Annotated in this window: 26 protein-coding genes; 6 read left to right on the plus strand and 20 right to left on the minus strand. The window is 44.3% G+C overall.

Annotated features, from left to right (window positions below; translation table 11 throughout):
• Positions 1-61 precede the first annotated feature (61 nt).
• From AC58UU_RS15175 to alaS, 5 genes are all read right to left on the minus strand, one after another.
• Complete coding sequence (locus AC58UU_RS15175) at positions 62-358, minus strand: DUF1292 domain-containing protein (RefSeq protein ID WP_057306100.1); 297 nt, start codon at positions 356-358, stop codon at positions 62-64.
• Entirely contained in the window at positions 355-663 is a 309-nt protein-coding gene (locus tag AC58UU_RS15180; protein WP_497316902.1) for a DUF1292 domain-containing protein, read from the minus strand. The genes AC58UU_RS15175 and AC58UU_RS15180 overlap by 4 nt, the downstream gene beginning before the upstream one ends.
• A 6-nt stretch (positions 664-669) precedes the next feature.
• On the minus strand, positions 670-1,086 hold the full coding sequence (ruvX, locus tag AC58UU_RS15185; protein ID WP_171644688.1) for a Holliday junction resolvase RuvX: 417 nt from the start codon (positions 1,084-1,086) through the stop codon (positions 670-672).
• Between the two features lie 18 nt (positions 1,087-1,104).
• Positions 1,105-1,365, minus strand: a complete 261-nt coding sequence (locus tag AC58UU_RS15190; protein WP_028555746.1) for an IreB family regulatory phosphoprotein — start codon at positions 1,363-1,365, stop codon at positions 1,105-1,107.
• 112 nt (positions 1,366-1,477) lie between these two features.
• Positions 1,478-4,105 carry an alanine--tRNA ligase gene (gene alaS, locus AC58UU_RS15195; protein ID WP_497316904.1) on the minus strand — a complete coding sequence of 876 codons (2,628 nt, stop codon included), beginning with the start codon at positions 4,103-4,105 and terminating at the stop codon, positions 1,478-1,480.
• A gap of 522 nt (positions 4,106-4,627) precedes the next feature.
• On the opposite strand from alaS, the gene AC58UU_RS15200 reads away from it, so the two are divergent.
• The gene (locus AC58UU_RS15200) at positions 4,628-4,858 is read left to right on the plus strand and encodes a DUF3951 domain-containing protein (RefSeq protein ID WP_497316906.1); all 231 of its coding nucleotides are present in this window, start codon (positions 4,628-4,630) and stop codon (positions 4,856-4,858) included.
• Positions 4,859-5,079: 221 nt separating this feature from the next.
• Here AC58UU_RS15200 and AC58UU_RS15205 read toward each other — a convergent pair whose 3' ends face one another.
• The 5 genes from AC58UU_RS15205 to cymR all read right to left on the minus strand — a co-directional run bounded on the left by AC58UU_RS15205 (position 5,080) and on the right by cymR (position 8,647).
• Positions 5,080-6,150, minus strand: coding sequence for an AI-2E family transporter (locus tag AC58UU_RS15205; RefSeq protein ID WP_497316908.1), 1,071 nt, complete (start codon positions 6,148-6,150; stop codon positions 5,080-5,082).
• Positions 6,151-6,308: 158 nt separating this feature from the next.
• Positions 6,309-6,512 carry a YrzR-like zinc ribbon domain gene (locus tag AC58UU_RS15210; protein WP_029196901.1) on the minus strand — a complete coding sequence of 68 codons (204 nt, stop codon included), beginning with the start codon at positions 6,510-6,512 and terminating at the stop codon, positions 6,309-6,311.
• Between the two features lie 7 nt (positions 6,513-6,519).
• Positions 6,520-7,041, minus strand: a complete 522-nt coding sequence (locus AC58UU_RS15215) for a PRC-barrel domain-containing protein (protein WP_171644695.1) — start codon at positions 7,039-7,041, stop codon at positions 6,520-6,522.
• A gap of 28 nt (positions 7,042-7,069) precedes the next feature.
• On the minus strand, positions 7,070-8,218 hold the full coding sequence (locus AC58UU_RS15220; protein WP_497316910.1) for a cysteine desulfurase family protein: 1,149 nt from the start codon (positions 8,216-8,218) through the stop codon (positions 7,070-7,072).
• A 9-nt stretch (positions 8,219-8,227) separates the two neighbouring features.
• Complete coding sequence (gene cymR, locus AC58UU_RS15225; protein ID WP_497316912.1) at positions 8,228-8,647, minus strand: cysteine metabolism transcriptional regulator CymR; 420 nt, start codon at positions 8,645-8,647, stop codon at positions 8,228-8,230.
• 311 nt (positions 8,648-8,958) lie between these two features.
• Between cymR and mnmA the strand changes: the two genes are divergently transcribed.
• From mnmA to AC58UU_RS15240, 3 genes are all read left to right on the plus strand, one after another.
• On the plus strand, positions 8,959-10,047 hold the full coding sequence (mnmA, locus tag AC58UU_RS15230; protein ID WP_307446474.1) for a tRNA 2-thiouridine(34) synthase MnmA: 1,089 nt from the start codon (positions 8,959-8,961) through the stop codon (positions 10,045-10,047).
• 30 nt (positions 10,048-10,077) lie between these two features.
• Positions 10,078-10,779, plus strand: a complete 702-nt coding sequence (locus tag AC58UU_RS15235) for an AlkZ-related protein (protein ID WP_497316915.1) — start codon at positions 10,078-10,080, stop codon at positions 10,777-10,779.
• 157 nt (positions 10,780-10,936) lie between these two features.
• Positions 10,937-11,338: a DUF3889 domain-containing protein gene (locus tag AC58UU_RS15240; RefSeq protein WP_497316917.1), complete on the plus strand. Its 402-nt coding sequence runs from the start codon at positions 10,937-10,939 to the stop codon at positions 11,336-11,338.
• Here the strand turns inward: AC58UU_RS15240 and AC58UU_RS15245 are convergent.
• The 7 genes from AC58UU_RS15245 to AC58UU_RS15275 form a co-directional block, all read right to left on the minus strand.
• Positions 11,333-12,652 carry a replication-associated recombination protein A gene (locus tag AC58UU_RS15245; RefSeq protein WP_171693780.1) on the minus strand — a complete coding sequence of 440 codons (1,320 nt, stop codon included), beginning with the start codon at positions 12,650-12,652 and terminating at the stop codon, positions 11,333-11,335. The genes AC58UU_RS15240 and AC58UU_RS15245 overlap by 6 nt on opposite strands.
• A 185-nt stretch (positions 12,653-12,837) precedes the next feature.
• Positions 12,838-14,373: an MFS transporter gene (locus AC58UU_RS15250; RefSeq protein ID WP_497316920.1), complete on the minus strand. Its 1,536-nt coding sequence runs from the start codon at positions 14,371-14,373 to the stop codon at positions 12,838-12,840.
• A complete protein-coding gene (locus tag AC58UU_RS15255) occupies positions 14,366-14,920 on the minus strand; it encodes a PadR family transcriptional regulator (RefSeq protein ID WP_497316922.1) in 555 nt (184 codons plus the stop codon). The genes AC58UU_RS15250 and AC58UU_RS15255 overlap by 8 nt, the downstream gene beginning before the upstream one ends.
• Positions 14,921-15,329: 409 nt before the next feature.
• A complete protein-coding gene (locus tag AC58UU_RS15260; protein WP_029196910.1) occupies positions 15,330-16,085 on the minus strand; it encodes a tRNA threonylcarbamoyladenosine dehydratase in 756 nt (251 codons plus the stop codon).
• Between the two features lie 24 nt (positions 16,086-16,109).
• Positions 16,110-17,891, minus strand: a complete 1,782-nt coding sequence (gene aspS, locus AC58UU_RS15265) for an aspartate--tRNA ligase (protein ID WP_497316925.1) — start codon at positions 17,889-17,891, stop codon at positions 16,110-16,112.
• A 62-nt stretch (positions 17,892-17,953) separates the two neighbouring features.
• Positions 17,954-19,219 carry a histidine--tRNA ligase gene (hisS, locus tag AC58UU_RS15270; protein WP_497316927.1) on the minus strand — a complete coding sequence of 422 codons (1,266 nt, stop codon included), beginning with the start codon at positions 19,217-19,219 and terminating at the stop codon, positions 17,954-17,956.
• 441 nt (positions 19,220-19,660) lie between these two features.
• Positions 19,661-19,966, minus strand: coding sequence for a winged helix-turn-helix transcriptional regulator (locus tag AC58UU_RS15275; RefSeq protein WP_056836252.1), 306 nt, complete (start codon positions 19,964-19,966; stop codon positions 19,661-19,663).
• A gap of 122 nt (positions 19,967-20,088) precedes the next feature.
• On the opposite strand from AC58UU_RS15275, the gene AC58UU_RS15280 reads away from it, so the two are divergent.
• Complete coding sequence (locus tag AC58UU_RS15280) at positions 20,089-20,481, plus strand: DoxX family protein (protein WP_171644715.1); 393 nt, start codon at positions 20,089-20,091, stop codon at positions 20,479-20,481.
• Between the two features lie 292 nt (positions 20,482-20,773).
• Positions 20,774-21,067 (plus strand): hypothetical protein, encoded by a 294-nt coding sequence (locus AC58UU_RS15285; RefSeq protein WP_497316930.1) that lies wholly within the window; start codon positions 20,774-20,776, stop codon positions 21,065-21,067.
• Positions 21,068-21,172: 105 nt separating this feature from the next.
• Here AC58UU_RS15285 and AC58UU_RS15290 read toward each other — a convergent pair whose 3' ends face one another.
• From AC58UU_RS15290 to dtd, 3 genes are all read right to left on the minus strand, one after another.
• The gene (locus AC58UU_RS15290) at positions 21,173-23,128 is read right to left on the minus strand and encodes an FAD-dependent oxidoreductase (protein WP_497316932.1); all 1,956 of its coding nucleotides are present in this window, start codon (positions 23,126-23,128) and stop codon (positions 21,173-21,175) included.
• Between the two features lie 205 nt (positions 23,129-23,333).
• Complete coding sequence (locus AC58UU_RS15295) at positions 23,334-23,507, minus strand: hypothetical protein (protein ID WP_154669611.1); 174 nt, start codon at positions 23,505-23,507, stop codon at positions 23,334-23,336.
• A 74-nt stretch (positions 23,508-23,581) separates the two neighbouring features.
• The gene (gene dtd / locus AC58UU_RS15300) at positions 23,582-24,022 is read right to left on the minus strand and encodes a D-aminoacyl-tRNA deacylase (protein WP_497316934.1); all 441 of its coding nucleotides are present in this window, start codon (positions 24,020-24,022) and stop codon (positions 23,582-23,584) included.
• Between the last annotated feature and the right edge of the window lie 9 nt (positions 24,023-24,031).

Raw genomic sequence — 24,031 nt, forward strand, 5'->3', positions numbered from 1 at the left:
CATTCATATACCCCAAAGCAAACAAAAACGAGCGGATGCGCTCCGCTCGGTTGTATGCTTCTTACAATTCATCCTGTTCTGGAAATACCATCTCGTCGTAGAGCTCTGAAACGGTTTCCCATTCCTCGTCATCCTCGATGGTTTCCAATTCATACTGTCCGTCGCTATCTGTCGTCACTCGGAAAACAGCAACCTCGTCTTCCTTCTTGAGTTCATCGGATTGCAGAACAGCATACGTATAATTTCCATAAACGAATTCTTTAAGAAGATGATACACCGTTGATTCATTTTGCTCATCAAACAAAATAATATCATCCCCGTAAGTTTTGCGCAATACGTCAGAAGGCGTCGTGCTCATGCTTCTTCTTCCTCATCAAATTCTGCCATTAAGGTATTGAATGTTTCTTCAACAATATTCCATTCTTCTTCATCCTCGATGGTGAACAGCTTCAAATCCTCGCCGTCATCATCCTCTTCATAGCGAAATGCGTACACTTCATCGGATTCTTCATCTTCGCCGTCTGTAGGCACTACCATCATATACTTCTTGTCAGAACCGTCCACTTCGAATTTCATGATAACCTCGAACTCTTCTTCGTTGCCTTCATCGTCCGGGATGTAAATGATTTCTGGTTGTTCTTCATTCAATTCTTCTTTGGACATGTTCGTTCACCTCTTCATATTGGCATCCATGTATCCTTGCAGAATGAGCTGTGCGGCCATTTTATCAATAACCAGCTTACGTTTCTTCCGACTCACATCAGCTTCTAGAAGTGTGCGTGTCGCAGCTACGGTCGTTAACCGCTCATCCCACAAGTGTACAGGTACACTTAGTTTTTGCTCTAATTCTTGCGAAAATGCGATAGCAAGCTCGCCGCGTGGACCTATAGTATTGTTCATATTTTTGGGCAAGCCTACCACTATTTGAGTAACACCGTACTGTTTGACAATGGCCTCCAGCCGAGCGATGTCTTCCCCAGGCTTACGTCGATGTATGACTTCAAGCCCTTGAGCCGTCCAACCAAGCTCGTCGCTCATCGCTACACCAATCGTCTTGTCCCCATAATCCAAGCCTATCCATCTCATGCCGGTTCTCTTTTCCTTCTATTTGTGTTGACCCAGATAAGCACGAACTAATTCTTCAATGAGTTCGTCCCGCTCCCGTTTACGAATGAGGCTCCGAGCATTGTTATGCCGTGGAATATAGGCAGGATCTCCGGAAAGCAAGTACCCGACAATCTGGTTGATCGGATTATACCCTTTTTCCTGAAGAGCATCGTACACCGCTAATAGCACGTCTTTGGGAGATGTCTCTATTTCTTCTGCCTTTACGTTAAACTTCATCGTTTTGTCCATGGAACTCATCAGGAGCACCTCACTTTCCTTATGATACCTTTGTTAAATATTTGAAAATCAATCCATGTATACTGGTTATATTCTCTATGGGTTTAAAAATTCCTGTCCCACAGAAAAATAATTATGCAAATTGGGAAAGAAGTCCTTCAACTCCGGACAATGCAGCTTGCAATTTGGATGCATCCTTACCGCCTGCTTGCGCCATATCCGGGCGACCACCTCCGCTACCGCCAACAGCCTGAGCCACTTCTTTAATGATTTTGCCTGCGTGGAAGCCTTTAGTCACAAGATCTGGCGTGACAGCAGCTACCAAATTGACTTTGTCATCCGCAACTGCGCCGAGTACGATAACAGCGGAACCTAGCTTCGTCTTCATCTCATCCACAATATTACGAAGTGAATCCATATCCGCCGCATTGACTTGTGCAGCCAGAACAGAAACCCCCGCTACTTGCTTCACTTGGTCTGTAAGAGAACCCGCTTCGATTCGCCCAAGTTTGCTGCGCAGCGACTCGTTTTCACGCGTCAATTCCTTCACTTGCTGAAGCGTAGCTTCCACACGTTTAGGCACATCTTGAACATTTGATTTGAGCAAGCCCGCGGATTCTTTCAGTAATTGTAATTGCTGATCAAGGTATTCATACGCACTGCGGCCAGACACCGCTTCGATCCGACGAACACCTGAACCGATACCGGACTCGCTGACGATTTTGAATAAGCCGATTTGACCCGTGTTCTGAACGTGGCAACCGCCGCACAACTCTAAGCTGTAATCGCCGACTTGCACAACGCGCACGATATCACCGTATTTCTCGCCGAACAACGCCATAGCTCCCATTGCTTTCGCGTCAGCGATTGCTTTGAGTGAAATATCCACATTCGTGTTATTCCAAATCTGACGATTCACACGCTGTTCTACGTCCTGCAGCTCTTCGCTGCTAATACTTCCGAAATGCGAGAAGTCAAACCGCAAACGATCAGGTTCAACCAAAGAACCCGCTTGATTAACATGCGTTCCTAGCACTTCCTTAAGCGCTTTGTGCAGCAAATGTGTAGCTGTATGGTTCTTAATGATGTCCCCACGCTCCGCAGCAGCCACAATAGCTTCTACTGAATCGCCTTTTCGAAGAACACCCGACACAACAAGAACTTTGTGAACGTGCTGGCCATGAGGCGCTTTGATAACATCTTCAACCTTCAATGACACTTGGTTACTTCTAATTATACCATAATCACTGACCTGACCGCCGCTTTCAGCGTAGAAAGGAGTCCGATCCAATACGACCTGACAGGTCTCACCAACTCCGACAATGTCAACGAGTTCATTCTCATGAACGATCGCCACGATACTAGCAGTAACTACCAATTCATTATAACCAACAAATTCGCTTTTAATCGTCAAATCAGACAGCGGTCCGCCTTGTACCTTCATACCGCCTTCTTTATGACTGGCCGCTCTAGCACGGTCACGCTGTTCCTTCATGGAAGTATCAAATCCTTCACGGTCAACCGTTAAGCCCTTCTCAGAAGCAAAATCTTCGGTCAAATCGAATGGGAAGCCATACGTATCATACAGCTTGAAAGCATCCGGTCCGCTGATCTGATTCGTACCCGTTTGACGTGTCTTTTCTACCATCTCGGCCAGAATGACCAAACCATCGCTTAACGTTTCATGGAAACGTTCCTCTTCGGTTCGTATGACCTTCTCGATAAATTCTCGTTTATCTACAACTTCCGTGTAGTAAACGCCCATTATTTCTCCAACGGTTGGTACGAGCTTATGAAGGAATGGCTTATCAAGTCCAAGTACTTTGCCGTATCGTACAGCGCGGCGCAGCAAACGGCGGATAACATAACCGCGTCCTTCATTAGAAGGCAGCACGCCATCACCAACGGAGAAAGCAACGGTGCGGATATGGTCAGCGATGACTTTGAGTGCAACATCATGCTCTTCGTTCACATGATATTTCACACCTGTAAGCTCACAGGCTTTATCAATAATCGGCTTAAACAAATCCGTGTCAAAGTTTGAGTCCACATCTTGCAGAATCGAAGCAAAACGTTCTAATCCTGCACCGGTATCAATATTTTTATTAGGGAGCGGTGTATAGCTGCCGTCCTTATTATGGTTGAATTGCGTAAACACGAGGTTCCAAACTTCTAGGAAACGCTCATTCTCTCCACCTGGCCAGCATTCCGGATCAGATAAATCACCGTATTTATCACCGCGATCATAGAAAATCTCTGTACAGGGACCACAAGGACCTTCACCAATATCCCAGAAATTGTCTTCTTTGAGCTTATAAATACGCTCTTCGGGTATACCGATTTGTTTGTTCCAAATTTCAAAAGCTTCCTCATCATCTTCATGCACAGTGACAGAAATACGATTCGGATCAAAGCCGATCCACTGCGGATCAGTTAGAAACTCCCAAGCCCAAGGAATGACTTCTTTTTTAAAGTAGTCTCCGATGGAGAAATTCCCTAGCATCTCAAAGAACGTATGATGTCGGCGTGTTTTACCTACATTTTCAATATCATTTGTACGAATACATTTCTGGGCATTCGTAATCCGCGGATTTTCAGGAATTTCGCGTCCATCCAAATACGGCTTTAAAGGAGCAATCCCCGCATTAATCCACAAGAGTGAGGGGTCATTATGTGGGACGAGCGATGAACTTGGCTCTATCTTATGCCCTTTACTTGCAAAGAACTGCAACCACTTGGAACGTATTTCACTTGCTTTCATCTTATTCAAGCCTCCATATTTATCAATTGTTCGAAAAACAAACAAAAAACGCCCCTGTAACATACAGGGACGAATAATCGCGGTACCACCCTGGTTATTGTGTTCGTCTCACCTTTGCTTATAGCAAGAGGAAACAAACGCAATCTCCTTGTGCGGATCTGTAACGGGTCCAACCGGTGGAGTTCATCCACACTCCGAAACGAGCTTTGGGCCATCCTAGCACCGAAAGGTTCTCACAGCCGCCACTCGCAGTAACACTGCTTTAGCGGAACCTTCTCTCTGACGATGGACTATGGCTTACTAAAGTTTCATCAACGCTTTCAATTCAGATATAGATAAGGCAAATTATAACTATATGCTAGTACCCTGTCAATATTCAAGTAAAGCTTTGGGCTCTACTTCCATTCAATGTAACAAATGTTAATGAAACCAATCCTTTAAGGAAATCGTATGTACAGTACGCTTGTGTCATTTATAAAGTCATTTATAAAGTCATTTATATGATCCTCGGAGGTGTTTCAATTGGATTTCTCAACCCTCACCCTACTCGGTGTAATTACACCCATTTTTGTATTAGTCATCTACATCATGACCAAGACTCTCATCAAAAAGGAAATACCTGATAGCCGTTACAATCCTTTTGACTATATAACAGGTCAGACTCGAGTAGAATTCCAAGAACAAAAAAAGCAAAAAAAAGAAGAGGACGACCAAGGAGACGACAAAGATAAAAATTTAAAAAATCTTAGTTGACAATCATTCTCAATGAACGTATACTATACTTAATGATAATGATTTTCATTATCGAACAAAAGACATATAGCAAGAATTCGTATACTTATTCCGTAGCCCATTCGATGGTTTACGCATGGCCACACCTTTCATATCCTCAACCCTCGTGCAGAACCCCTCTGAACCATGATCCCGCAAGTCATGGCTCAGAGGGGTTCTGTGCGTCCACACCTAATGAAACCTCATGTCGTGGGCTTATGAACATAGTGAAGGAAAACATGTTGAATGATAACCTTCATGACGGCAAAGAAAGGTACAGCCAATATTAACCCCACTATACCCGCGACTTCCCCACCTACAAGTAAGGCGAAAATGATAAACAACGGATGCATATGAAGCGTTCTTCCTACAACCTGTGGGGAGATCACGTTGCCTTCGAGAATTTGTACAGCTAAATTAACGAGTGCGACGAATAACAACATTTTCAAAGAGACCGTTGATGCCATAATGATTGCCGGCGCTGCTCCAAAAAATGGCCCCAAGTAAGGGATAATATTAAACACCGCCACAACGCTAGCGAGCAGCAATGCATATTGCATACCAATAAGCCAATACCCCAAATAGGCCAGAACTCCTATAATCAAACAAACTAATAATTGACCCCGGATATAATTACCAAGGGCTGTGTCAATATCAATGAGCAACTTGATTGTTTTCTTACGATGCTCTTTCGGCACAATAGCCAAGGCTGTTTTCTCAATAATTTGAAAATCCTTTAAGATATAGAACGCAACGAACGGTACGATAAAAGCGATGAACAGCATATTGATGGTATTTCCAATCTGATTCATGTAGTTCGAGATGGCCATGGAAATGCTATTTTCCAGCTTCGTAAGTGAATGATTAAATCCATTGCGCACACTGTCGGGAAGCAGTTGATTTTGATTAAAGCCGTCTACAAGCGATTGCGCACGCATAGCCATTTGCGGCATATGCTCATTCAGTTCCGCAATTTGGGACACAAACATCGGTGTCATATTCATGATAATAACGGTCAGAGATGAGAGAAAGACACTATAAATAAGCAGTACAGCAATAGTTCTTGGCACTTTCCGCTGATTTAGAATATTCACGATCGGGTTTAAAATGTACGAAATAATCACAGCTATAAAAAATGGCGTCACGATGGCTTTGATAAAGGTAAATACGCTAAACATTATTGGCTTTATTTGCAGCAGCATATACAAGCTGGCCAGAACAAGTAGGAGATATACCAACCCGACGAACCATTTATTTTTCCAAAAACGTTCCATTCTCTTCACCTCTGTTAATCCTTATAAACATACGCTCATACAGTATATGTACAACCCGTCCAAATTAACCCGTTAAATCATGAGCTAAACAAGAAAAAACGCTACTTCTTAAGCGCCGCTGCGCTCAAAAAATAACGTTTCGTAATGTGTATTAATGATTAATTTGCATGTTCGTGGACTTGAGGAATTTCTTCCTCAAAAAATAAATCATCCAGAGAACTCAACGTACCGTCTTCCTCTACTTGATACACAGACATTTTGTCTCCGTTAACACTGAGTTCAATAAAGCAACCCCAGCAGTAGAATTGATGGGAACCGATCTTTCCAATATCTTTGGAATTACAGTTTGGACAACGCATAATGCTCACCCTATTCTTCTTTGGATACGAAGAGTTCTTCTACTTCCTGAGCGCAATGTACAGGCACTATGATGGCATCTTCCCCTTTGGTTGCCGCCACCGGCATGGGAAGCCATCTTCGCCCTTCCTTTAAATCAGAAATAAACCCTTCGGACAATTCATAACCTACTATTTGTTTACCCCAATTCTGGTTTAAATAAACATCTTCTACCACGCCTAATTTGTGCCCTCCCACCGTAATGATGGGAAGACCTTTAATTTTGCGGCTTCCTTCAAGAAAAGCATGACACTCTTCCACATGCTCAAACTCGCGAATGACACTTTCGTTCGGTATGGTAATGGCATCTTCTCCGGCAGCGACGATTCCCTCCCACGGTATGTAACGTAAGGAGGAGAACCAAATCTTCACTTCGAGCATGATACCTCGTATGTTCCAATCAGGGCCTACCAACAAATCTTTAACTTGACCTATTTGTTTACCGGAATCTACCGTTAGAACGGGAAGCCCGATCAAATCATGCGCTTTGCGCAAGTTTTATTCCTCCTAGAACCACCCGGTACTATGTAGTACGCAACCGCTTGACAATGGTTGCAATTTTCTGGGCAGCTGTTTCGATTTGTTCTTTAGAATTCCCCATTCCAAAACTAAATCGAACCGCGGAGGCTGTAACATTTTCTGGGAGCTTCATGGCTTGTAATACGTGCGATACTTCAAGTGAACCTGACGTACATGCAGAACCGCTTGCAGCAGCCACTTCTTCTAAATCAAGATTCATAAGAAGTGTTTCTGTTGAGATACCTGGGAAGCTGATGTTCAGAATATGCGGGATACACTGTTCCTTGTGGCCATTAATTGTGAAGCTATCAAAGCCTAATTGCTGCTCAAGTATGCTTATCATAAGCCTGCGAAGCTCTATGACTTTGGATTGCATGCTGTCCAGCATGGGGAGAGTAACTTCCACAGCTTTGGCAAAGCCTGCAATTGCTGCTACATTCTCCGTACCTGCGCGGCGCTTTCTCTCCTGAGCACCGCCATAGACGTGAGGTGTCAACCTTGTGTTCTTCGATACAAATAATGCGCCTGCACCTTTAGGTCCGTATATCTTATGAGCCGAGAAACTCATTAAATCAACAGGAAGTTCACGAACATTTAGCGGCAATTTACCTAAAGCTTGCACCGCATCCACATGAAAAGGAATTTGCCGACTCCGCGCTAGATGACCTACTTGCTCGATCGGTTGAATCGTACCCACTTCATTATTCACATACATCATGGAAATGAGAGCTGTGTCCGGTCGAATAGCCGCTTCCACATCTTCTATTTGAATAAGACCGGTCGGACCTACTGGAAGATAGGTCACCTCGTATCCGAGGCTCTCCAATCGCTCACAGGGATGCAAAACAGCATGATGTTCGATCTCCGTCGTAATGATATGCTTCTTGCCATCCTTGTTTGCATTCATGATCCCAAAGATCGCCATGTTATTGCTTTCGGTTCCTCCGCTTGTAAAAATAAGCTCAGCAGGTAAACAGCCTAACGATATCGCCATAGCGTCGCGAAATCTGTTGAGTGCTGTTCTAGTAGCTCTGCCGAAGCTATGTGTACTTGAAGGATTGCCAAAAAAGGCTGTATAGAATGGAAGCATCGCTTCCAATACTTCAGGATGCACGGGTGTAGTTGCTGCATGATCAAGATAAATGGGATTCATAGGACACCCTTAAATGTAAAACATGTAGTTGTCGTTCTTGCCTTGGTCTTCGAAAGAAATCAAGTTCGCAAGTGTAGTAGAATCTAGCACGCCCGCAATACTATCGCGAATACGAATCCACAGATCACGCTTAGCCGGATCATCTTCCTCCGTAAAGTCGACAGGACTAATCGGTCCTTCTAATACACGAATAACCTCGCCTGCTGTTACTGTATCAGCGGATTTGGAGAGAATATATCCACCGTAAGCACCACGAATACTTTTGACCAATCCTGCATTGCGAAGTGGAGCTACAAGTTGTTCCAGATAATGTTCGGAAAGCTGATGCTTTTCGGCAATACTTTTGAGTGAAGTCGGTCCTTCACCAAATCGATTGGCCAGCTCCATCATGATCGTTAAACCATAGCGGCCTTTTGTAGAAATTTTCAAAGTTACACCTCATTCAACATTATATGCCATCAAGGAGTCTGATCGATATTGCTAAAACTTCTGTTTGCCTACCATCTATTTTATCCACGTTCAGACACTATGGTCTTCCCTATCTTGGTACACAGCGTTTCCATTTTTCGCAAAAACATTCCTAAACATCCGTATATCGTATATATGGTATCATAAATTCCTTGTTCTGTGGGGGAAAAACAATGACATTCTAATGAAATATTTTAATTTTGAACAATAGAGAGGTATAATAGTAAGAGTTTTAAAAAAAGTCCCACAAGATAGAAAAGAGGTTCACAGCTATGAGTAAAAAAACACGTGTCATTTTGGGAATGTCCGGAGGTGTTGATTCTTCGGTTGCTGCACTGTTACTTAAGGAACAGGGCTACGAGGTTATTGGCATTTTCATGAAAAATTGGGACGATACCGATGAGTTTGGCCATTGTACCGCAGAAGAAGATGCAGAGGATGTTAGAAGAGTATGCGATCAGCTCGACATCCCTTTCTATACAGTAAATTTCGAGAAGCAATATTACGACAAAGTTTTCGCCTATTTCCTGGACGAGTATACCAAGGGCCGCACGCCGAATCCGGATGTGATGTGCAACCGAGAAATTAAATTCGGTGAATTGCTTCAGAAGGTCATTGATTTAGGTGGGGATTACATTGCAACAGGTCACTATGCACAAGTGAAAGAGCAAGATGGTGAATATGTGCTTTTGCGTGGTAATGATGCCAACAAAGATCAAACGTACTTCCTTAACGTGCTGAATCAGCAGCAGCTGTCCAAAGCCATGTTCCCGATTGGCCACCTACCGAAACCAAAGGTTCGTGAAATTGCTGAAGCTGCAGGCCTAGCCACAGCTAAGAAGAAAGACAGCACCGGAATTTGCTTTATCGGCGAGCGCGACTTTAAACAGTTCCTCAGTCAATACTTGCCAGCAAAGCCCGGCAATATGGTCGATATTCGTAACGGTGAAGTCAAAGGACGTCACGACGGTTTGATGTACTACACTCTGGGTCAAAGACAAGGACTTGGTATTGGCGGTTCAGGCTCTGGCGAGCCGTGGTTCGTTGTTGATAAAGATTTAGAAAACAATCAATTGCTTGTTGTTCAAGGAGAGCAGTATCCAGGACTATATTCTAAGGGCTTAACAGCCACAGATGTGAACTGGATCTCATCGAGCAAACCAGTGGGTGCATATGCTTGCACAGCTAAATTTCGTTACCGTCAGCCCGACCAAGGCGTAGTCCTTACGTTTATGGAGGATGGGACATGTGAAGTTGTCTTCGATAAACCACAAAAAGCCGTAACGCCCGGACAATCCGTCGTTTTCTATGATGGAGACGTGTGTTTAGGCGGCGGAGTTATTGATAAGGTTCATAAGTAAGTTTGATTAGCGGATATAGGAACAGGAAGGATGATCGTTTTGGTCAAAGTGAATGATGTTGGTTGGAAAGCTGCTGCTTATGAGGATGTTACGAAGATCATGAAAGAGGTCGGTATTCTCCCTCTCTCTTCGTTCATACCGGATCATCCTTCACTTGAATCTATAACTATGACCGAACAATGGCATACGGGGCTAGAGACAGATCCTTGGTTATGGCGAGATCGTCTGCCTGGCGACGGCATTGCCGCTTATGGCCGCTTTTTTGCAAAGAAGCCAATGTTGATTTCTGCTGAACTCTTTCCATTAATTAAAAATTTGTTAGACGAACCTTATTCTGTTGAGGAGCGTTATGCAGATGGAGAGCTTCCCAAATCGGCTGTCGAGCTTTTTCAAGCTGTTGAAGAGAACGAAGGCATCGATGTTAAGGAGCTTCGCTCCAAAATCGGGATGAAAGCCAAGGAGTCGAAAAATGAATTCGACCGTGCTCTGATAGAACTACAAAGCAAAACAGATATCGTCATAGCTGGTATAAGCGAACGCCTGAATGCCAATGGCACCAAGAACGGCTGGAACAGCACCTGCTACATGACCGCCAAGCATTGGATGGAGCTCCATGGGATTAAGGCGAATACACTCCCAACTCCGGAAGCGAAAAGTCAACTCAGAGAGCTGCTTCAAGAACAATTTAGTGCTGCCGCGGGTGTTTATTTAGGCAAGGTTTTTAAATTATAGAAATGATCATTAATAGGAGCCCTTAGGGCTCCTATTTCTGTTTTCAGCACTGTCGCCAGCAAACATATAATCCGGCATCTTGTAGAAATTTACCGTTTACCTTTCAAGTATGCAGGCTTAATTCTAAGCACAGGATAATCGCGAAAGGTGTGAGCGAATGGGTAGAATCTTAGCCGTACTTCTCATTATTGGGGTTGGTTGGTCCGGAAGTTTGCAAGCAAGGGTAGAGGCAAGTGCAGAATCAAGTGCAGAGATAAGTACAGAGATAAGTACAGAAGAAATTTTCGTAAAATATAAGCCTGAGCAAGATCCTGAATATGCCAAATGGAGCCGTCTTGCCTTTCAGGAGGCTGGAAAACTCTACACGTTATTAGATTATAAATATATAGGACGTTCAACTATCGCGCCGGGTGTTGCACAGCAGCAGTTTCGCTTCTGGGTAAGACATCATGGTGTCGAATTTCCGCTGATTGTTTCGATTCGGTACGATCCTATTACAGAGAAGCTTTTCACAATTGATATGGAAAAAGAAAAAAGAGGGGACCTACTGATTTTATAAGCCTGTAGGTGTCCCTCTTCTTTTGTGCTGATTGAGCTTCATCTTTTCTTCTGTTCCCTGTTCGCTAGCAGCAAAAATGATTTCATTTCGAATTTCATCAGGTAAGTACTGCTGCTTCACATAGTGTCCCGGATAATTATGCGGATACATGTAGCCTTTATGTCCGAGCTGATCAGCACCTTTATAATGTGTATCACGCAGATGAAGCGGTACATTCGCTGATTTCACTTGGTCCATCAACTGTTCCGCACGAGAGATGGCCATCGGTATCGAATTTGACTTTGGACTCTCCACGGCGAATAAAATTGCCTGGGAAATGATGTACTTTGATTCCGGCCAACCAATCTTATGATAAGCATCCATGGCCGTCACGGACTGCACCATTGCCTGCGGATTGGCAAGGCCGATATCTTCGCTGCAGGCGACGATAAGACGCCGCAGGAACGTCATGGGATCCATGCCGAGCTTCTCGACGGCATATAGGAACCAGAACAGCGCGGCGTCACTGGAGCCGCGCACGCTCTTGTGAAAAGCGGACAAGACGTCGTATTGCGTCGACTCGTCCGCTTTCACGATGGGGCGGCGGATCGACTCTTCCGCCACCTCGAGCGTAATCTGAACCGTTCCATCCGGTTCAGGTGAAGTCGTCAGCGCTGCAAGCTCCAGCGCGTTAAGTGAACGGCGGATGTCGCCATTGGCCATCCGTGCGATGTGCTCCAGCGCCTCCTCGTCTACGTGGAGGCGCATGAAGCCGAGCCCCTTCACGGGGTCGGCGATGGCTCTTCGCATGGCGATGAGCGCATGCTCCGCCGTGAGGGGCTCTAGCTGAAACAGCGTCGAGCGCGACAGCAGAGCCCCGTTCACATGGTGAAACGGGTTCTCTGTCGTCGCACCGATGAAGATGAGGATGCCCTGCTCTACCGCAGGCAGCAGCGCATCCTGCCGCGAGGTGTTAAAGCGATGCACCTCGTCAAGGAATAAGGTCGTTTTACGACCGTACATCGCTTTATTGGTCTTCGCTAGCTCGATAATCTCTCGCACATCTTTGACCGAAGCATCTACGGCGTTCAGTTTCATAAACTCACCCTGTGTTCGGTTCGCTATGATGTTGGCCAATGTTGTTTTGCCTGTGCCCGGAGGTCCATAAAGCAAGATTGAGGTCACTTGATCGGCCTCAATCGCTCGTCTTAGTAGCTTCCCTTTTCCGACAATTTGCTCCTGACCAATATATTCATCGAGCGATGTTGGCCTCATACGATCAGCTAACAGCTTTCCTGTTGGTTCTTGTGAAGAAGCATATGTAAACAAGTCCATAAGTAGATTATCCTTTACTTTGCATTGAAAGATATAAACTCTATTATAACCCGCATATGAAATCATGTCATGTTTTGTCAGTAAACTACTTATGTTTGATGCGGAATTCGTCGAAGCCATAACGGTCGAGTAATAGAAGAAAGATCCCTCTGATATGAAATCAGAAGGATCTTTCTTGATACCATTTATACAGACTGAGGAGTTGCATTGTCATTCTGCGGTTCCGGACGTTGGACTGGTACCGTGAAACGAAGTGGCCCTGCTATGAATGTTGCCGCTAGTCCGACAATACTGAACACGATACTTATGATAAAACCATGGTTAATCGCTGTTCCCAATGAATCTCGGAGGAAATTCATCGTTTCCTTAGGCAATGCAGCTCCCGCTCGGATCAAATGTTCTGGATTGGCTAAAGACGACAATTGATTAAGAGGCATGTTGTGCTCAGCTGCGCCTACTTGAATGAGACTGTTGTATCTAGTGTTGACAACAGTCGCCATAATCGAAGCCCCGAGAACCCCTCCAATATTACGCCAAAAGCCAATGATGGAGGAACTGACTCCAATATATTTCTGATCTACGCTGAGAGCAACCGCATTCTGTGCAACACTCATTAACGGACCAATCGCCCCTACGCCAAGTAAAACCATCAGGGTAATCATATACAGATTACTTGCATCATGACTGACTACACTTAACAAATAGCTAATGACAATACCCGTAATCATACTGAACGCGATAACCGCGCGGAAACTAAAGAAACGTTGAAGGAAACCAAACAAAACAGCTCCCACCATTAAAGAAAACATCATCGGAGTCAAAAGCACATTTGAATTCGTCCGACCGAGTACTGCAGTTGAGAAAATAGGCAAGTAAGCAATAGCTGAGAACATAATCGCTCCTTGGCAAAGGCAAGCTAACATCATGCCGAGAACCATTCGGTTTTTGAATAAAGGTAATGGCAGCATGGGTTCTTGGGCCCTTCGTTCAACCATAATGAACAGAAAGCCTACAACAACGGCAACAGCTAACAGACTAATAATTTGCCAGGACGCCCATGTATAATCTTTACCACCGAACTCTAATGCGAGCATGAGTGAAACGGTAGAGATAATGAGTAATAATGTCCCTAAATAATCAATTTTCGGGCGGCGAGTCGAACGAGTTTCCTTAAGAGCAAAGAGCAAAACAAAGAATGATAGTATACCCAGCGGTAAATTAACATAGAAACACCAGCGCCAGCCCCAAGATTCGGCGAGTAATGTACCGATTTGAGGCCCTGCTACGGACGATAGGCCGAATATCCCCGCGAATACACCTGATAGCTTAGCCCCCTCTTTGGGATCTGAAAAAAGCGTATAAATAATGGTGAAACTAATGGGAAAAATAGCTCCTGAGCCTATCCCCTGAATCGCTCTATATACGATCAGCTGCGTCATATCCTGGGCCGTACCACAGAGTGCTGAACCGATCAAAAATATGGAAATTCCAATCAAATAAAAGAGCTTTCTGCCAAACATATCTGACAGTTTTCCGAAAACAAGCATCGTGCTCGTGGATGCAAGCATATACGCTGTGAATACCCAACTGATCTTATCAAAACCATTAATGTCGCCTATGATATGACTTATAGCAGCCGCCGTAATTGTATTATCTAGTGCAGACATCAATAGCCCTAGAGCCATTGCCAGTATTATAAAACCTGTTTTTTTATTACCCACTTTCGTTTTTCCCCTTTTCCACTTTTAAATTACTCAACCGTTCTATTCCGGCCATTAATATTCGTAGCGTACTTTCCATATTTTCGATACCAATCTGAATACAAAGTTCCTGTGTCTGAGACATTAATGACTTTGACTTGCCGTTCTCATACATGTTCCGCAAACGCTCAAGATCATCTTTCGTACTCGTTACGCCATATTCCAAATATTCAATTATGACCTCGACCTCAATAAATTCACCAAAAAACAAGCGAGTCATCGCATCAGACTTGAATTCATTGGCTTGCAAGGGACTGTACATATAGGCTTTGAAATGTTTTTGGCCTTCCTCCGTTATAGAGTAGACATTCTTATTCGGTCTTCCCTCTTGGATGACACTTTCTTTGGTAATAAGACCTTCCTTCTCCATCTTGCTAAGCGTAGGATAAATCGTGCCAAAACTTGCATTGTAAAAATAGGAAAAAACCGTCTCAAACATATGCTTGATGTCGTATCCCGATAGACTGCGTTTCATTAAAATCCCTAAAATGACATCCTGACTGGTCATGCTGTAAGTCCTCCTTATTTTCTTGATGTGCTTCTTAATTAACAATTTATCAGATTGTATATATCGAGTCAACATATAAATAATTGATATATGCCATGTCGATATAGCAATTATCGATTTCAACCTTTACGATACCTTCCGGCGCCTTGTGAAAGGGAACCTAGAAGCGTTATTTTGCTAAAAAGTCGCTGCAAGGCTGGTGAAGCGGAACGTAGAAGCGTTATTTCCTCTATGGAAGCCCGTATTTCAGTCAAAATGGCAAAATAACGCCTCCTGGTTCCCTTAAGGGTCAAAAAGGCGGGTATTTCGATAAATAACGCTTCGTAGTTCCTTTTGTTTCATCCGAGCCACCTAGGCTTTGCATTATAAAATAAAAAACGGATGCCCGTTTTCATGGGCATCCGTTCTTCTATTTCTTCTTTAAACCAATTTCCAATAGTTCTTTCACAGCCACACTCACCATGATCAGTCCAGCCACAGGCGGAACGAAGGCGTTGCTCGCCGGTGGTTGCTTCGCCTTGCGAATTTCAGGTGCGTTCGCGGGAACGATTTGCTGCGTTACGTCTTCGCGTGGTTTCATCGGCTCTTCGGTCGAGAATACGACCTTCACGCCTTTTTTGATCCCTTCCTTGCGCAGTTTTTGACGAACCACACGTGCAATAGGATCCATGCTCGTTTTGGAGATATCCGCTACTTTGAACTGTGACGGATCCATTTTGTTGGCTGCGCCCATGCTGGAAACGATTGGGATCTTCCGCTCCAGACACTGCTTGATCAGATGGATTTTATAAGAGATGGTATCACTTGCGTCCAACACGTAATCAATTGGATATGCGAATACTTCCTCGTACGTTTCCTCTGTGTAAAACATCCGGAGGGCGATGACATCGCATTCTGGATTAATTAATTTGATTCGATCACGCATCAGGTCTGCTTTTGGCTGACCAACCGTTGTTGTGAGAGCATGAATCTGACGGTTAATATTCGTGATATCGACAACATCTTTGTCAATCAGAATAAGACGTCCAACCCCTGTACGCGCTAGTGCTTCAGCAGCGATTGAACCTACACCGCCAATACCTAGAACGGCAACTGTGCTATTCTTCATGATTTCAAGCCCCTCAGGGCCAATCGCTAGTTCAGTTCGTGAAAATTGGTGAAGCATAGAAACACTTCCTCTTCTATGTTCTTAGGCTTTAGCAGCAGGCTGCTTAAGCGCTAAGCGAATCGACAGCTGTTCAAGCTGTTTGTCGTCTACTGTCCCCGGTGCATCGGTCAACAAGTCTGTTGCGCTTGCCGTTTTCGGGAATGCAATCGTTTCTCTGAGGTTCGTGCGGCCTGTGATCAGCATCACCAAACGGTCGAAACCAAAAGCAAATCCGCCGTGCGGAGGTGTTCCATATTCAAAAGCTTCAAGAAGGAAGCCGAATTTCTCAACAGCTTCTTCTTTGGTGAAGCCAAGCGCACCGAACATTTTCTCCTGTACTTCACGTTGGTAAATACGCATCGAGCCGCCGCCTACTTCATATCCGTTCAAGACAAGATCGTAAGCTTGCGCACGGATTTGACCTGGGTCTGTATCGAAGTAATGAACATCTTCTTCATTTGGACGTGTGAACGGATGATGCTCAGCCACATAACGTTTGGCTTCTTCGTCGTACCCAAGAAGTGGGAAGTCCACAACCCATGCATATTTGAACTTCGAATCATCGATAAGTCCAAGTTGACGACCGATTTTAAGACGAAGGTTACCTAGGACATCAGCAACAACCTTTTTCTTATCAGCGGAGAAAAGAAGCAAATCCCCTTCTTCTGCGCCCAAACGCTCTGTTAATGCAGCGATTTCAGCTTCATTGAAGAATTTCACGATAGGTCCTTTGAATTCGCCGTCTTTCACTTGAATCCAAGCTAAGCCTTTGGCTCCATAACGTGCTGCGAATGGTAAGAGGTCATCGATTTCTTTACGACTCCATGTGCCGCAACCTTTAGCGTTCAAAGCTTTTACTTGACCGCCGCCTTTAACGACGTTTGCAAACACTTGAACACCTGAAGTTTCAACGATATCAGAAACATCTTCGAGTTCTAGACCAAAACGTAGATCCGGTTTATCCGAACCATATTTCGCCATAGCATCCGCATACGTGATACGTTGGAATGGACGTGGGATTTCGACTTGAGCTGTTTCTTGCATTAATTTGACCACGAGTTCTTCCAAGATTTCAAGCAGTTGATCCTGAGAAATGAAGGAAGTCTCAATGTCGACTTGTGTAAATTCAGGTTGACGGTCTGCACGAAGATCCTCATCGCGGAAACAGCGTGCGATTTGGTAGTAACGCTCCAAACCACTAACCATTAACAATTGTTTGAAAATTTGCGGGGACTGCGGAAGCGCGAAAAATTCGCCAGGATGCACGCGGCTTGGCACCAAGTAATCGCGAGCGCCTTCAGGAGTACTTTTCGTCAAAATCGGTGTTTCAACTTCAACAAATCCTTGATCATCTAAGAAATTACGGAATACTTTGGACGCTTTGGAGCGAAGCATTAATGTTTTTTGCATTTCCGGACGACGCAGGTCCAAATAACGATATTTCAAACGAACGGCTTCATCCACATCTACACCGTCTTCGATGAAGAACGGAGGTGTTTTGGCTGCATTCATGATTTCGATTTCAGTTACCTGAATCTCAATTTCACCCGTTGTAATATTTTTGTTAACCGTTTCGGCATCGCGTTCTACAACTTTCCCTTTAACAGCAAGCACGTATTCATTACGAGCGCGGTCAGCAATGGCAAGTGCATCCCCTGAGAAGTCTGGGTTAAATACGGTCTGTACAAGCCCGCTGCGATCGCGTAGATCGATGAATAGAACGCCACCTAAGTCACGTCTTCTTTGCACCCATCCGTTTAGTGTAACTGTCTGTCCTACCTGAGCTTTAGTAAGCTGCCCACAATGATGTGTTTTGAGCATCATGATTATTTTTCCTCCTAATATAGGGATCTTTGAGTGGAGCTCAAAGTCTCTCCTTTGTTTATCTATTCGAAAAGTGTCTTTGCAGCGTTCGAGGCAAGATCGGCTAAACTCACAGTCAACTGACTGCCTGTATCCATCTTCTTCAGCGTAATTTCGCCGCGCACCAATTCGTCATCTCCAAGAATCGCCACATAGGTAGCTTGAAAGCGGTCAGCTGATTTCATTTGTGCCTTCATTTTACGGCCTTGGTAATCTTTCTCCGCTTTCAGTCCTTGCACTCTAAGTTGGTGCAGCAGCTTCGTTACTTCCTTCTCCGCCGCGTCCCCTAGACCGATCAAATATACATCCAACGGCTCTGGCTTCGGAATTTCGACTCCTTGTGCCTGCAGTACGAGCAGAATACGCTCAAGGCCAAGCCCCAAACCAACTCCCGGCTGATCGGTGCCTCGGCCGCCAATCTGCTCAACTAGACCATTGTAGCGTCCGCCTCCGCCAATCGTATCAATCGCGCCGATCCCGGCTGCTTTGTACTCAAAAGCTGTATGCGTGTAGTAATCAAGACCGCGAACGAGGCGAGGATTAATCCGATACGGGATCTCCATCGCTGTTAAATGCTCTTGGACTAGCGCGAAATGCGACGTACACTCTTCATCCAAGTAATCTAAAATTTCTGGAGCGCCTTCGCCATACTTTTGATCCACTTTGCAATCAAGAATACGCATCGGATTACGATCAAATCGGGACTGACAATCTTTACAAAGCAAATGCTTGACAGGTGCGAAGAACTCCTGCAGTTTCTCACGGTAAACCGTTCTAACCGCCGGTGTGCCAACGGAATTAATTTCAACGGTTACTTCCTTAAGTCCAATTTCTTTATAGAACGTATAACCAAGCGCAATTACTTCAGCGTCAATGCTTGGATCTACAGACCCGAAAGCTTCAATGCCGAACTGATGGAACTGGCGATATCTCCCAGCTTGTGGCTGCTCATAGCGGAACATTGGTCCTACGTAATACAGCTTCGTTAAATCCGGAATCCCGTAAAGCTTATTCTCTACATAAGCCCTAACAACACCGGCTGTTCCTTCGGGACGAAGCGTCATGCTGCGATCCCCTTTATCGAGAAAGGTGTACATTTCTTTACCCACGATATCTGTCGTTTCACCGACGCCTCTAATGAACAGATCGGTTTCCTCAAATATCGGCGTACGGATCTCTTTGTAATTAAATCTTTGGCACAAGTCTCTTGCTTTGCTCTCTAGGTACTGCCACTTCTCCACCTCACCGGGAAGAAGATCCTGTGTGCCTTTTGGCTTTTGTATGCTCATGTGCTCAACCTCCTCTTATCGTTCCTGTCAAATAACAACAAAAAAATCTCCCACCCCCGACTAACGTCAGGGACGAGAGATTTGATTAACAAATTCACCCGTGGTACCACCCACATTCAGAAATACTGCTATCGTTTGCCAGTGGCAACGAAACAGAATTCTGCTCTTTACGGTTAACGCCCGCTACACGCACAACTGCTACTAGACAAGTTGACATCAGCCAATATGCTTTTCCCAGCCGGTCCTCGGGGAGGTCTTTTCGTTCGCTCATCATAGGAAGTTTGCAGCCTAGACTTCCTTCTCTGTTATGTGGGGGCGACTTACTTTGTCCCTTCAACGGATCACAAAAGTATCGAATTACATTATTGTTTATTGTAAACATTGGCAGATACAAAGTCAAGAGATAGAAGTACTAATCCTCCTATACCTCCACTATATTAATTAATGTAAGTCCGCCCATTTTTGCAACTCGTCCATAACGGGTTTAAGCCCTTTTCCTTTGGCGGTTAATTCATACTCAATCCGAACCGGCGTTTCTGGGTATACATGACGGATGATGATCTCTGCAGCCTCGAGCTCCTTGAATCTCTCCGAAAGCATGCGATCACTCATACTCGGGATGAGAACTGATATGTCTTTAAAGCGCTTCGGTCCAGAAAGCAAGACATGAACAATAAGTCCTGTCCAACGCTTTCCTAGAAGTTCAAAAGCATTCTCGAATTTGGGACACAGTTGATAGTCTTCCATATAAATCATCTCCTTATAAACAATTTTAGCATAGTCGCTTGACAAAAGTAAGTGCTTCGTAATAATATACTAACATAAAGTAAGTTATTAAACAAAATATATTAAAAGAGGAGTTGTTAGTGATGGCTTTAGGTCTACTTATTATTCGTTTAGTGATCGGTTTATCATTCGCGGCGCACGGTTCACAAAAAGTATTTGGATGGTTTGGAGGCTATGGTCCCAAAGGTACGGGAGGTTTCTTCGATTCAATAGGAATTAAGCCAGGTGTGCTCATGGCTGTTCTTGCAGGTTTAGCGGAAATTGCAGGTGGGCTGCTCTTCGCCGCAGGTCTTTGGACACCATTAGGTGCTGCTCTTATCGTACTGATTATGCTTGGTGCTATTATTAAAGTTCATGCCAAAAATGGTTACTGGGTAACTTCCAATGGTTATGAATACAATTTAACGCTGATTGCTATCGCCGTTGGTGTTGCACTTATCGGAGCCGGTGAATATTCCTTAGATGCTTTGATGTAAAAATGATGTTAAACCGTCCGGCTCAAGCTGAGACGGTTTTTTTGTATAAAGAAAATAGCCTGCGGCACAAGGGCTGCAGGCCTCAAATAAATATATATTTTAAAGGGGGTCGACTATTATTATATCCCCTCTTGATTAAAGAGATATGAAAATTAAATTACAATTTCATTACAGCATTTTCTCCGTATTTTCAAACATTTTCATTTATTTTCACCGTATATTCAGACCATTTTCACATATACATGTACAACAAGGCAGATGGCCTTGAATTTATCATCAGGAGGCTGTAACAATGACAATACAAAACGAGTTTCAAGAGGAACGGCAAGATCTAGTGGTGCTCTTCTCTGAAGATTCCGAAACCGAAGCCGAAGTTGAAGAAGAAGTATCTGAAGAAACAGCCGAAGAAGAGGCCATTGAAGAATCGGACGAAGCTGAGGAAGCGGAAGAAGAAGCATCTGATGAGGAAGAAGTAGAAGCTGAGGATGTGTCCGAGGAGGACGCCGAAGCGGAAAGTGAAGAATCAGCCGAAGAAGATTCGGAAGATTCGGTGCAAGCAGAAGAGGATGCTGCGGACGCAGACTGAACAACGTAAGAATGTAAGCGTAGTCAAAAAAACTTCCTTAGCTTCGAAAAGTTAAGAGCCTTAGTGCCACATCTACAAGCGGCATTAAGGCTCTTAATTGTTGTTCTATGGCTTACCAGTAACACCAACTTTTAAATCTTTAATAAGCAAATACGTGTCCGCATTCGTTAACTTTTGCTTGTCTACAATAAGCTTAACGGTCGTTTCTGTGAGCAGCTTATTCTCCATTAACTTGGATTGCGCTTCAGTAGATGTAGCTTTCAACCCTAACCCTTGTGTGATTGTATAGCTGGCTTGTTCTAGTGTCAGTGGTATTTTATCTGCGTTTTGCAGATTCGCAATAGCCTGACTGACATCCCCGCCCCAGGCATCAGGTTTCATTTTCTTCGCACCACTGACTAGATTAACCATCCGCTTTGGATTGGCCGCGTCATCCAAGTGAAAGTTATTGTCATAAGCTCCTGAAGCTAAGCCCAGCATCAGTGCTGATTTCAAACCTTCATAGGCTTTGTGCTCCATAAAAGGTTGAGGCTTGATTGAAATAGGCTGAAGCTCCATGCCTTGTTTAATCAAATGTTCCTGCAATTTGGCAATAACTTCTTTGGAGCCAGCTAATTGACGAAATGTCATTTTTTCTTGCTTAGAAAGCATAGCAGCAGCCCCTGCCGCTTCACCTTCAGCCATTCCAGTCGGCATCACTCGAGCACTTCCATGCGGAAGCGTATCGTAACTAGCCGCTCTACCGACAACAAGTAGTCCATCCACTTTCTGTGGGACGATACTGCGGAAAGGAATAGCGTACTGTGTCGGAGAACATACCACGTTACCGGAATCACTCGGTGTCACACGTTGGATATCGACAGGATAAGAACCGAAGCCAATACGGTCCCATTGATCCCCATTCGTACATACATCAACTATGTTCATTCGGTATTCTCCCTGTATATGCCGTGTTTCACGCACATATAACTCAGAAGCAGTCCCCGCTAGCTCCACACCTGCAAATTCAGGGAACGTTTTCTGCATATAGGCAACCACATTCGGTAATTCTTGATTGGCAATATCAAAAGCATCTTGAACAGATTTCGGATTAAATGTATCTACGCCAAATATTTGCAATGAGTTCACAAGTACAGTATTATCGTTCTCTCTTCCCATGTTCAAGCCACGCATTTTAGCACGTTCTTTATTAAGAGGTGGATAATTACTCATTTCTTTATAGCCCCAGACACTAACTTCATTAACGCCAGAATTCACGTCATCGTCTCCATTTAGACGCTTTGCCATCAGACTCCATACTTCTGGAGTTATGTTTTTAAGACGAAAAACAAGTGTAACAGCCATTCTAGACTGAGGATCACCCAAATCTTCTCGACCAAATGTAAAAGGAACACCTGCCGCTGCTGCAAAATCAGCATCTTGTGTGGCATCGATGACAGAAGCTGCTTTCACCGTTTGTTTGGTTCCATCTGACAAAGTTAGTACTGCGCCTTGTAACTTCGCATTTCCTGATCCTGACGATTCAAGAATAGGATCTATTTTTTGCGTTTGCAATAAAATATCTATATTTTTCTCCGCACGAACCATGTCGTAGAAAGCATTAGCAGCTGTGTTAACATCGAAGGAATCACCTTCGATTTTGCTGTACCACTCTGAGAAAAAGCCCTTGTTAAACACCTCATGTTTACTGAGCGGATTCGTTTTGGGCGCATAGTTCATATCAATTGTATTAAGACCACCATGCGTCATCAAACCACCCAACATAGTCCGATTCCGCCCGTCTACGAGTAGTGTACTTAATCCATTACGAGCAGCCGAAACGGCAGCAGCAACCCCCTCAGGGTCCGTACCCACTACAATGACGTCGTATGCCTCTTTGGCTTTCTTTACTGATTTCACTTCTTGAATAGCTTGCTTTTTTAAGCTATGTTCACCATGTGAAAGGTGTTTATACTGATAGTAGAGAGATGCTGCAGCTGCCAGCACCGCAAGTACAATCAATGTCCCCATCAACCAAAGCCATCCTTTGGATGTGGAATTGTTACGATTTGAATTTGCCATTAGGACGAAAGCACCCACCTTGTCTCCTGCTTTTCATACGGCTTACCAGATAAATATGTAATAAGCTTCTTTGGAGCAGTTGATTAATTTCTAGCCAAAAAACATCACCTGTTAGTTTACCACATTTCGAACGTGTAGAGAAATATTACGGCATTAACAAATAAAGCCGCGCATGGCTGAACGAACAGCACGCGTGGCTTTATGGTTACCGATAGGATTTTTTGGGAATGCTTTTCATCTTTTCTTGTTCGGATGTGAATTCTGCACTAATTTCTACATCAGCGAGCGCAGGTGCTTGACTCATCCGCTCAGCAAGTGTGGTATGGAGCAGTTGCTGCTCCGGTGCTGTCATGGCTCTGTGTTTGATCGATTGACGCATCTGGGTGCTCCTAACCGCTAGTATATACACATTAAGTATAACCAGTCAGCTAGCTTATTATCCTTCGGAGCAACCTATCTGCTGTCGATAACCAACGTAACAGGTCCCCAATTCGTCAAAGATACATCCATCATTTCACCAAAAGCACCCGTTTCCACGTGTATGCCTAGAGACCTTAGCAGCTCATTAAACTTATCATATAGCGGTTCAGCAAGCTCTGGTCTTGCCGCTGACATGAAATTGGGTCGTCTCCCTTTACGGCAATCGCCATACAAAGTAAACTGCGAAACGGATAAAATTTGTCCTCCCGTCTCCAGGACGGAAAGATTCATTTTGCCGGTTTCATCTTCAAAAATACGCAGTCCAGCCACTTTATCCGCCAAATACTTCGCATCCTGCTCTGTATCGTCATGGGTAATCCCGACAAGGAGCATCAACCCCTGTTCAATACGACCAATGGTTACATCATTGACTGTTACTTCGGCACGTTTACAACGCTGAACAACTACTCTCATTACCTGCCC

Source organism: Paenibacillus sp. JT22N1 (genome assembly GCF_059692155.1).

Coding starts and splice junctions, on each gene's coding strand:
- AC58UU_RS15175 (WP_057306100.1), bottom strand. CDS start 358: ATGAGCACGACGCCTTCTGACGTATTGCGCAAAACTTACGGGGATGAT.
- AC58UU_RS15180 (WP_497316902.1), bottom strand. CDS start 663: ATGTCCAAAGAAGAATTGAATGAAGAACAACCAGAAATCATTTACATC.
- ruvX (WP_171644688.1), bottom strand. CDS start 1,086: ATGAGATGGATAGGCTTGGATTATGGGGACAAGACGATTGGTGTAGCG.
- AC58UU_RS15190 (WP_028555746.1), bottom strand. CDS start 1,365: ATGAGTTCCATGGACAAAACGATGAAGTTTAACGTAAAGGCAGAAGAA.
- alaS (WP_497316904.1), bottom strand. CDS start 4,105: ATGAAAGCAAGTGAAATACGTTCCAAGTGGTTGCAGTTCTTTGCAAGT.
- AC58UU_RS15205 (WP_497316908.1), bottom strand. CDS start 6,150: ATGGAACGTTTTTGGAAAAATAAATGGTTCGTCGGGTTGGTATATCTC.
- AC58UU_RS15220 (WP_497316910.1), bottom strand. CDS start 8,218: ATGAATCCCATTTATCTTGATCATGCAGCAACTACACCCGTGCATCCT.
- mnmA (WP_307446474.1), top strand. CDS start 8,959: ATGAGTAAAAAAACACGTGTCATTTTGGGAATGTCCGGAGGTGTTGAT.
- AC58UU_RS15235 (WP_497316915.1), top strand. CDS start 10,078: ATGATCGTTTTGGTCAAAGTGAATGATGTTGGTTGGAAAGCTGCTGCT.
- AC58UU_RS15240 (WP_497316917.1), top strand. CDS start 10,937: ATGGGTAGAATCTTAGCCGTACTTCTCATTATTGGGGTTGGTTGGTCC.
- AC58UU_RS15245 (WP_171693780.1), bottom strand. CDS start 12,652: ATGGACTTGTTTACATATGCTTCTTCACAAGAACCAACAGGAAAGCTG.
- AC58UU_RS15255 (WP_497316922.1), bottom strand. CDS start 14,920: ATGACCAGTCAGGATGTCATTTTAGGGATTTTAATGAAACGCAGTCTA.
- AC58UU_RS15260 (WP_029196910.1), bottom strand. CDS start 16,085: ATGCTTCACCAATTTTCACGAACTGAACTAGCGATTGGCCCTGAGGGG.
- aspS (WP_497316925.1), bottom strand. CDS start 17,891: ATGATGCTCAAAACACATCATTGTGGGCAGCTTACTAAAGCTCAGGTA.
- hisS (WP_497316927.1), bottom strand. CDS start 19,219: ATGAGCATACAAAAGCCAAAAGGCACACAGGATCTTCTTCCCGGTGAG.
- AC58UU_RS15275 (WP_056836252.1), bottom strand. CDS start 19,966: ATGGAAGACTATCAACTGTGTCCCAAATTCGAGAATGCTTTTGAACTT.
- AC58UU_RS15280 (WP_171644715.1), top strand. CDS start 20,089: ATGGCTTTAGGTCTACTTATTATTCGTTTAGTGATCGGTTTATCATTC.
- AC58UU_RS15285 (WP_497316930.1), top strand. CDS start 20,774: ATGACAATACAAAACGAGTTTCAAGAGGAACGGCAAGATCTAGTGGTG.
- AC58UU_RS15290 (WP_497316932.1), bottom strand. CDS start 23,128: ATGGCAAATTCAAATCGTAACAATTCCACATCCAAAGGATGGCTTTGG.
- AC58UU_RS15295 (WP_154669611.1), bottom strand. CDS start 23,507: ATGCGTCAATCGATCAAACACAGAGCCATGACAGCACCGGAGCAGCAA.
- dtd (WP_497316934.1), bottom strand. CDS start 24,022: ATGAGAGTAGTTGTTCAGCGTTGTAAACGTGCCGAAGTAACAGTCAAT.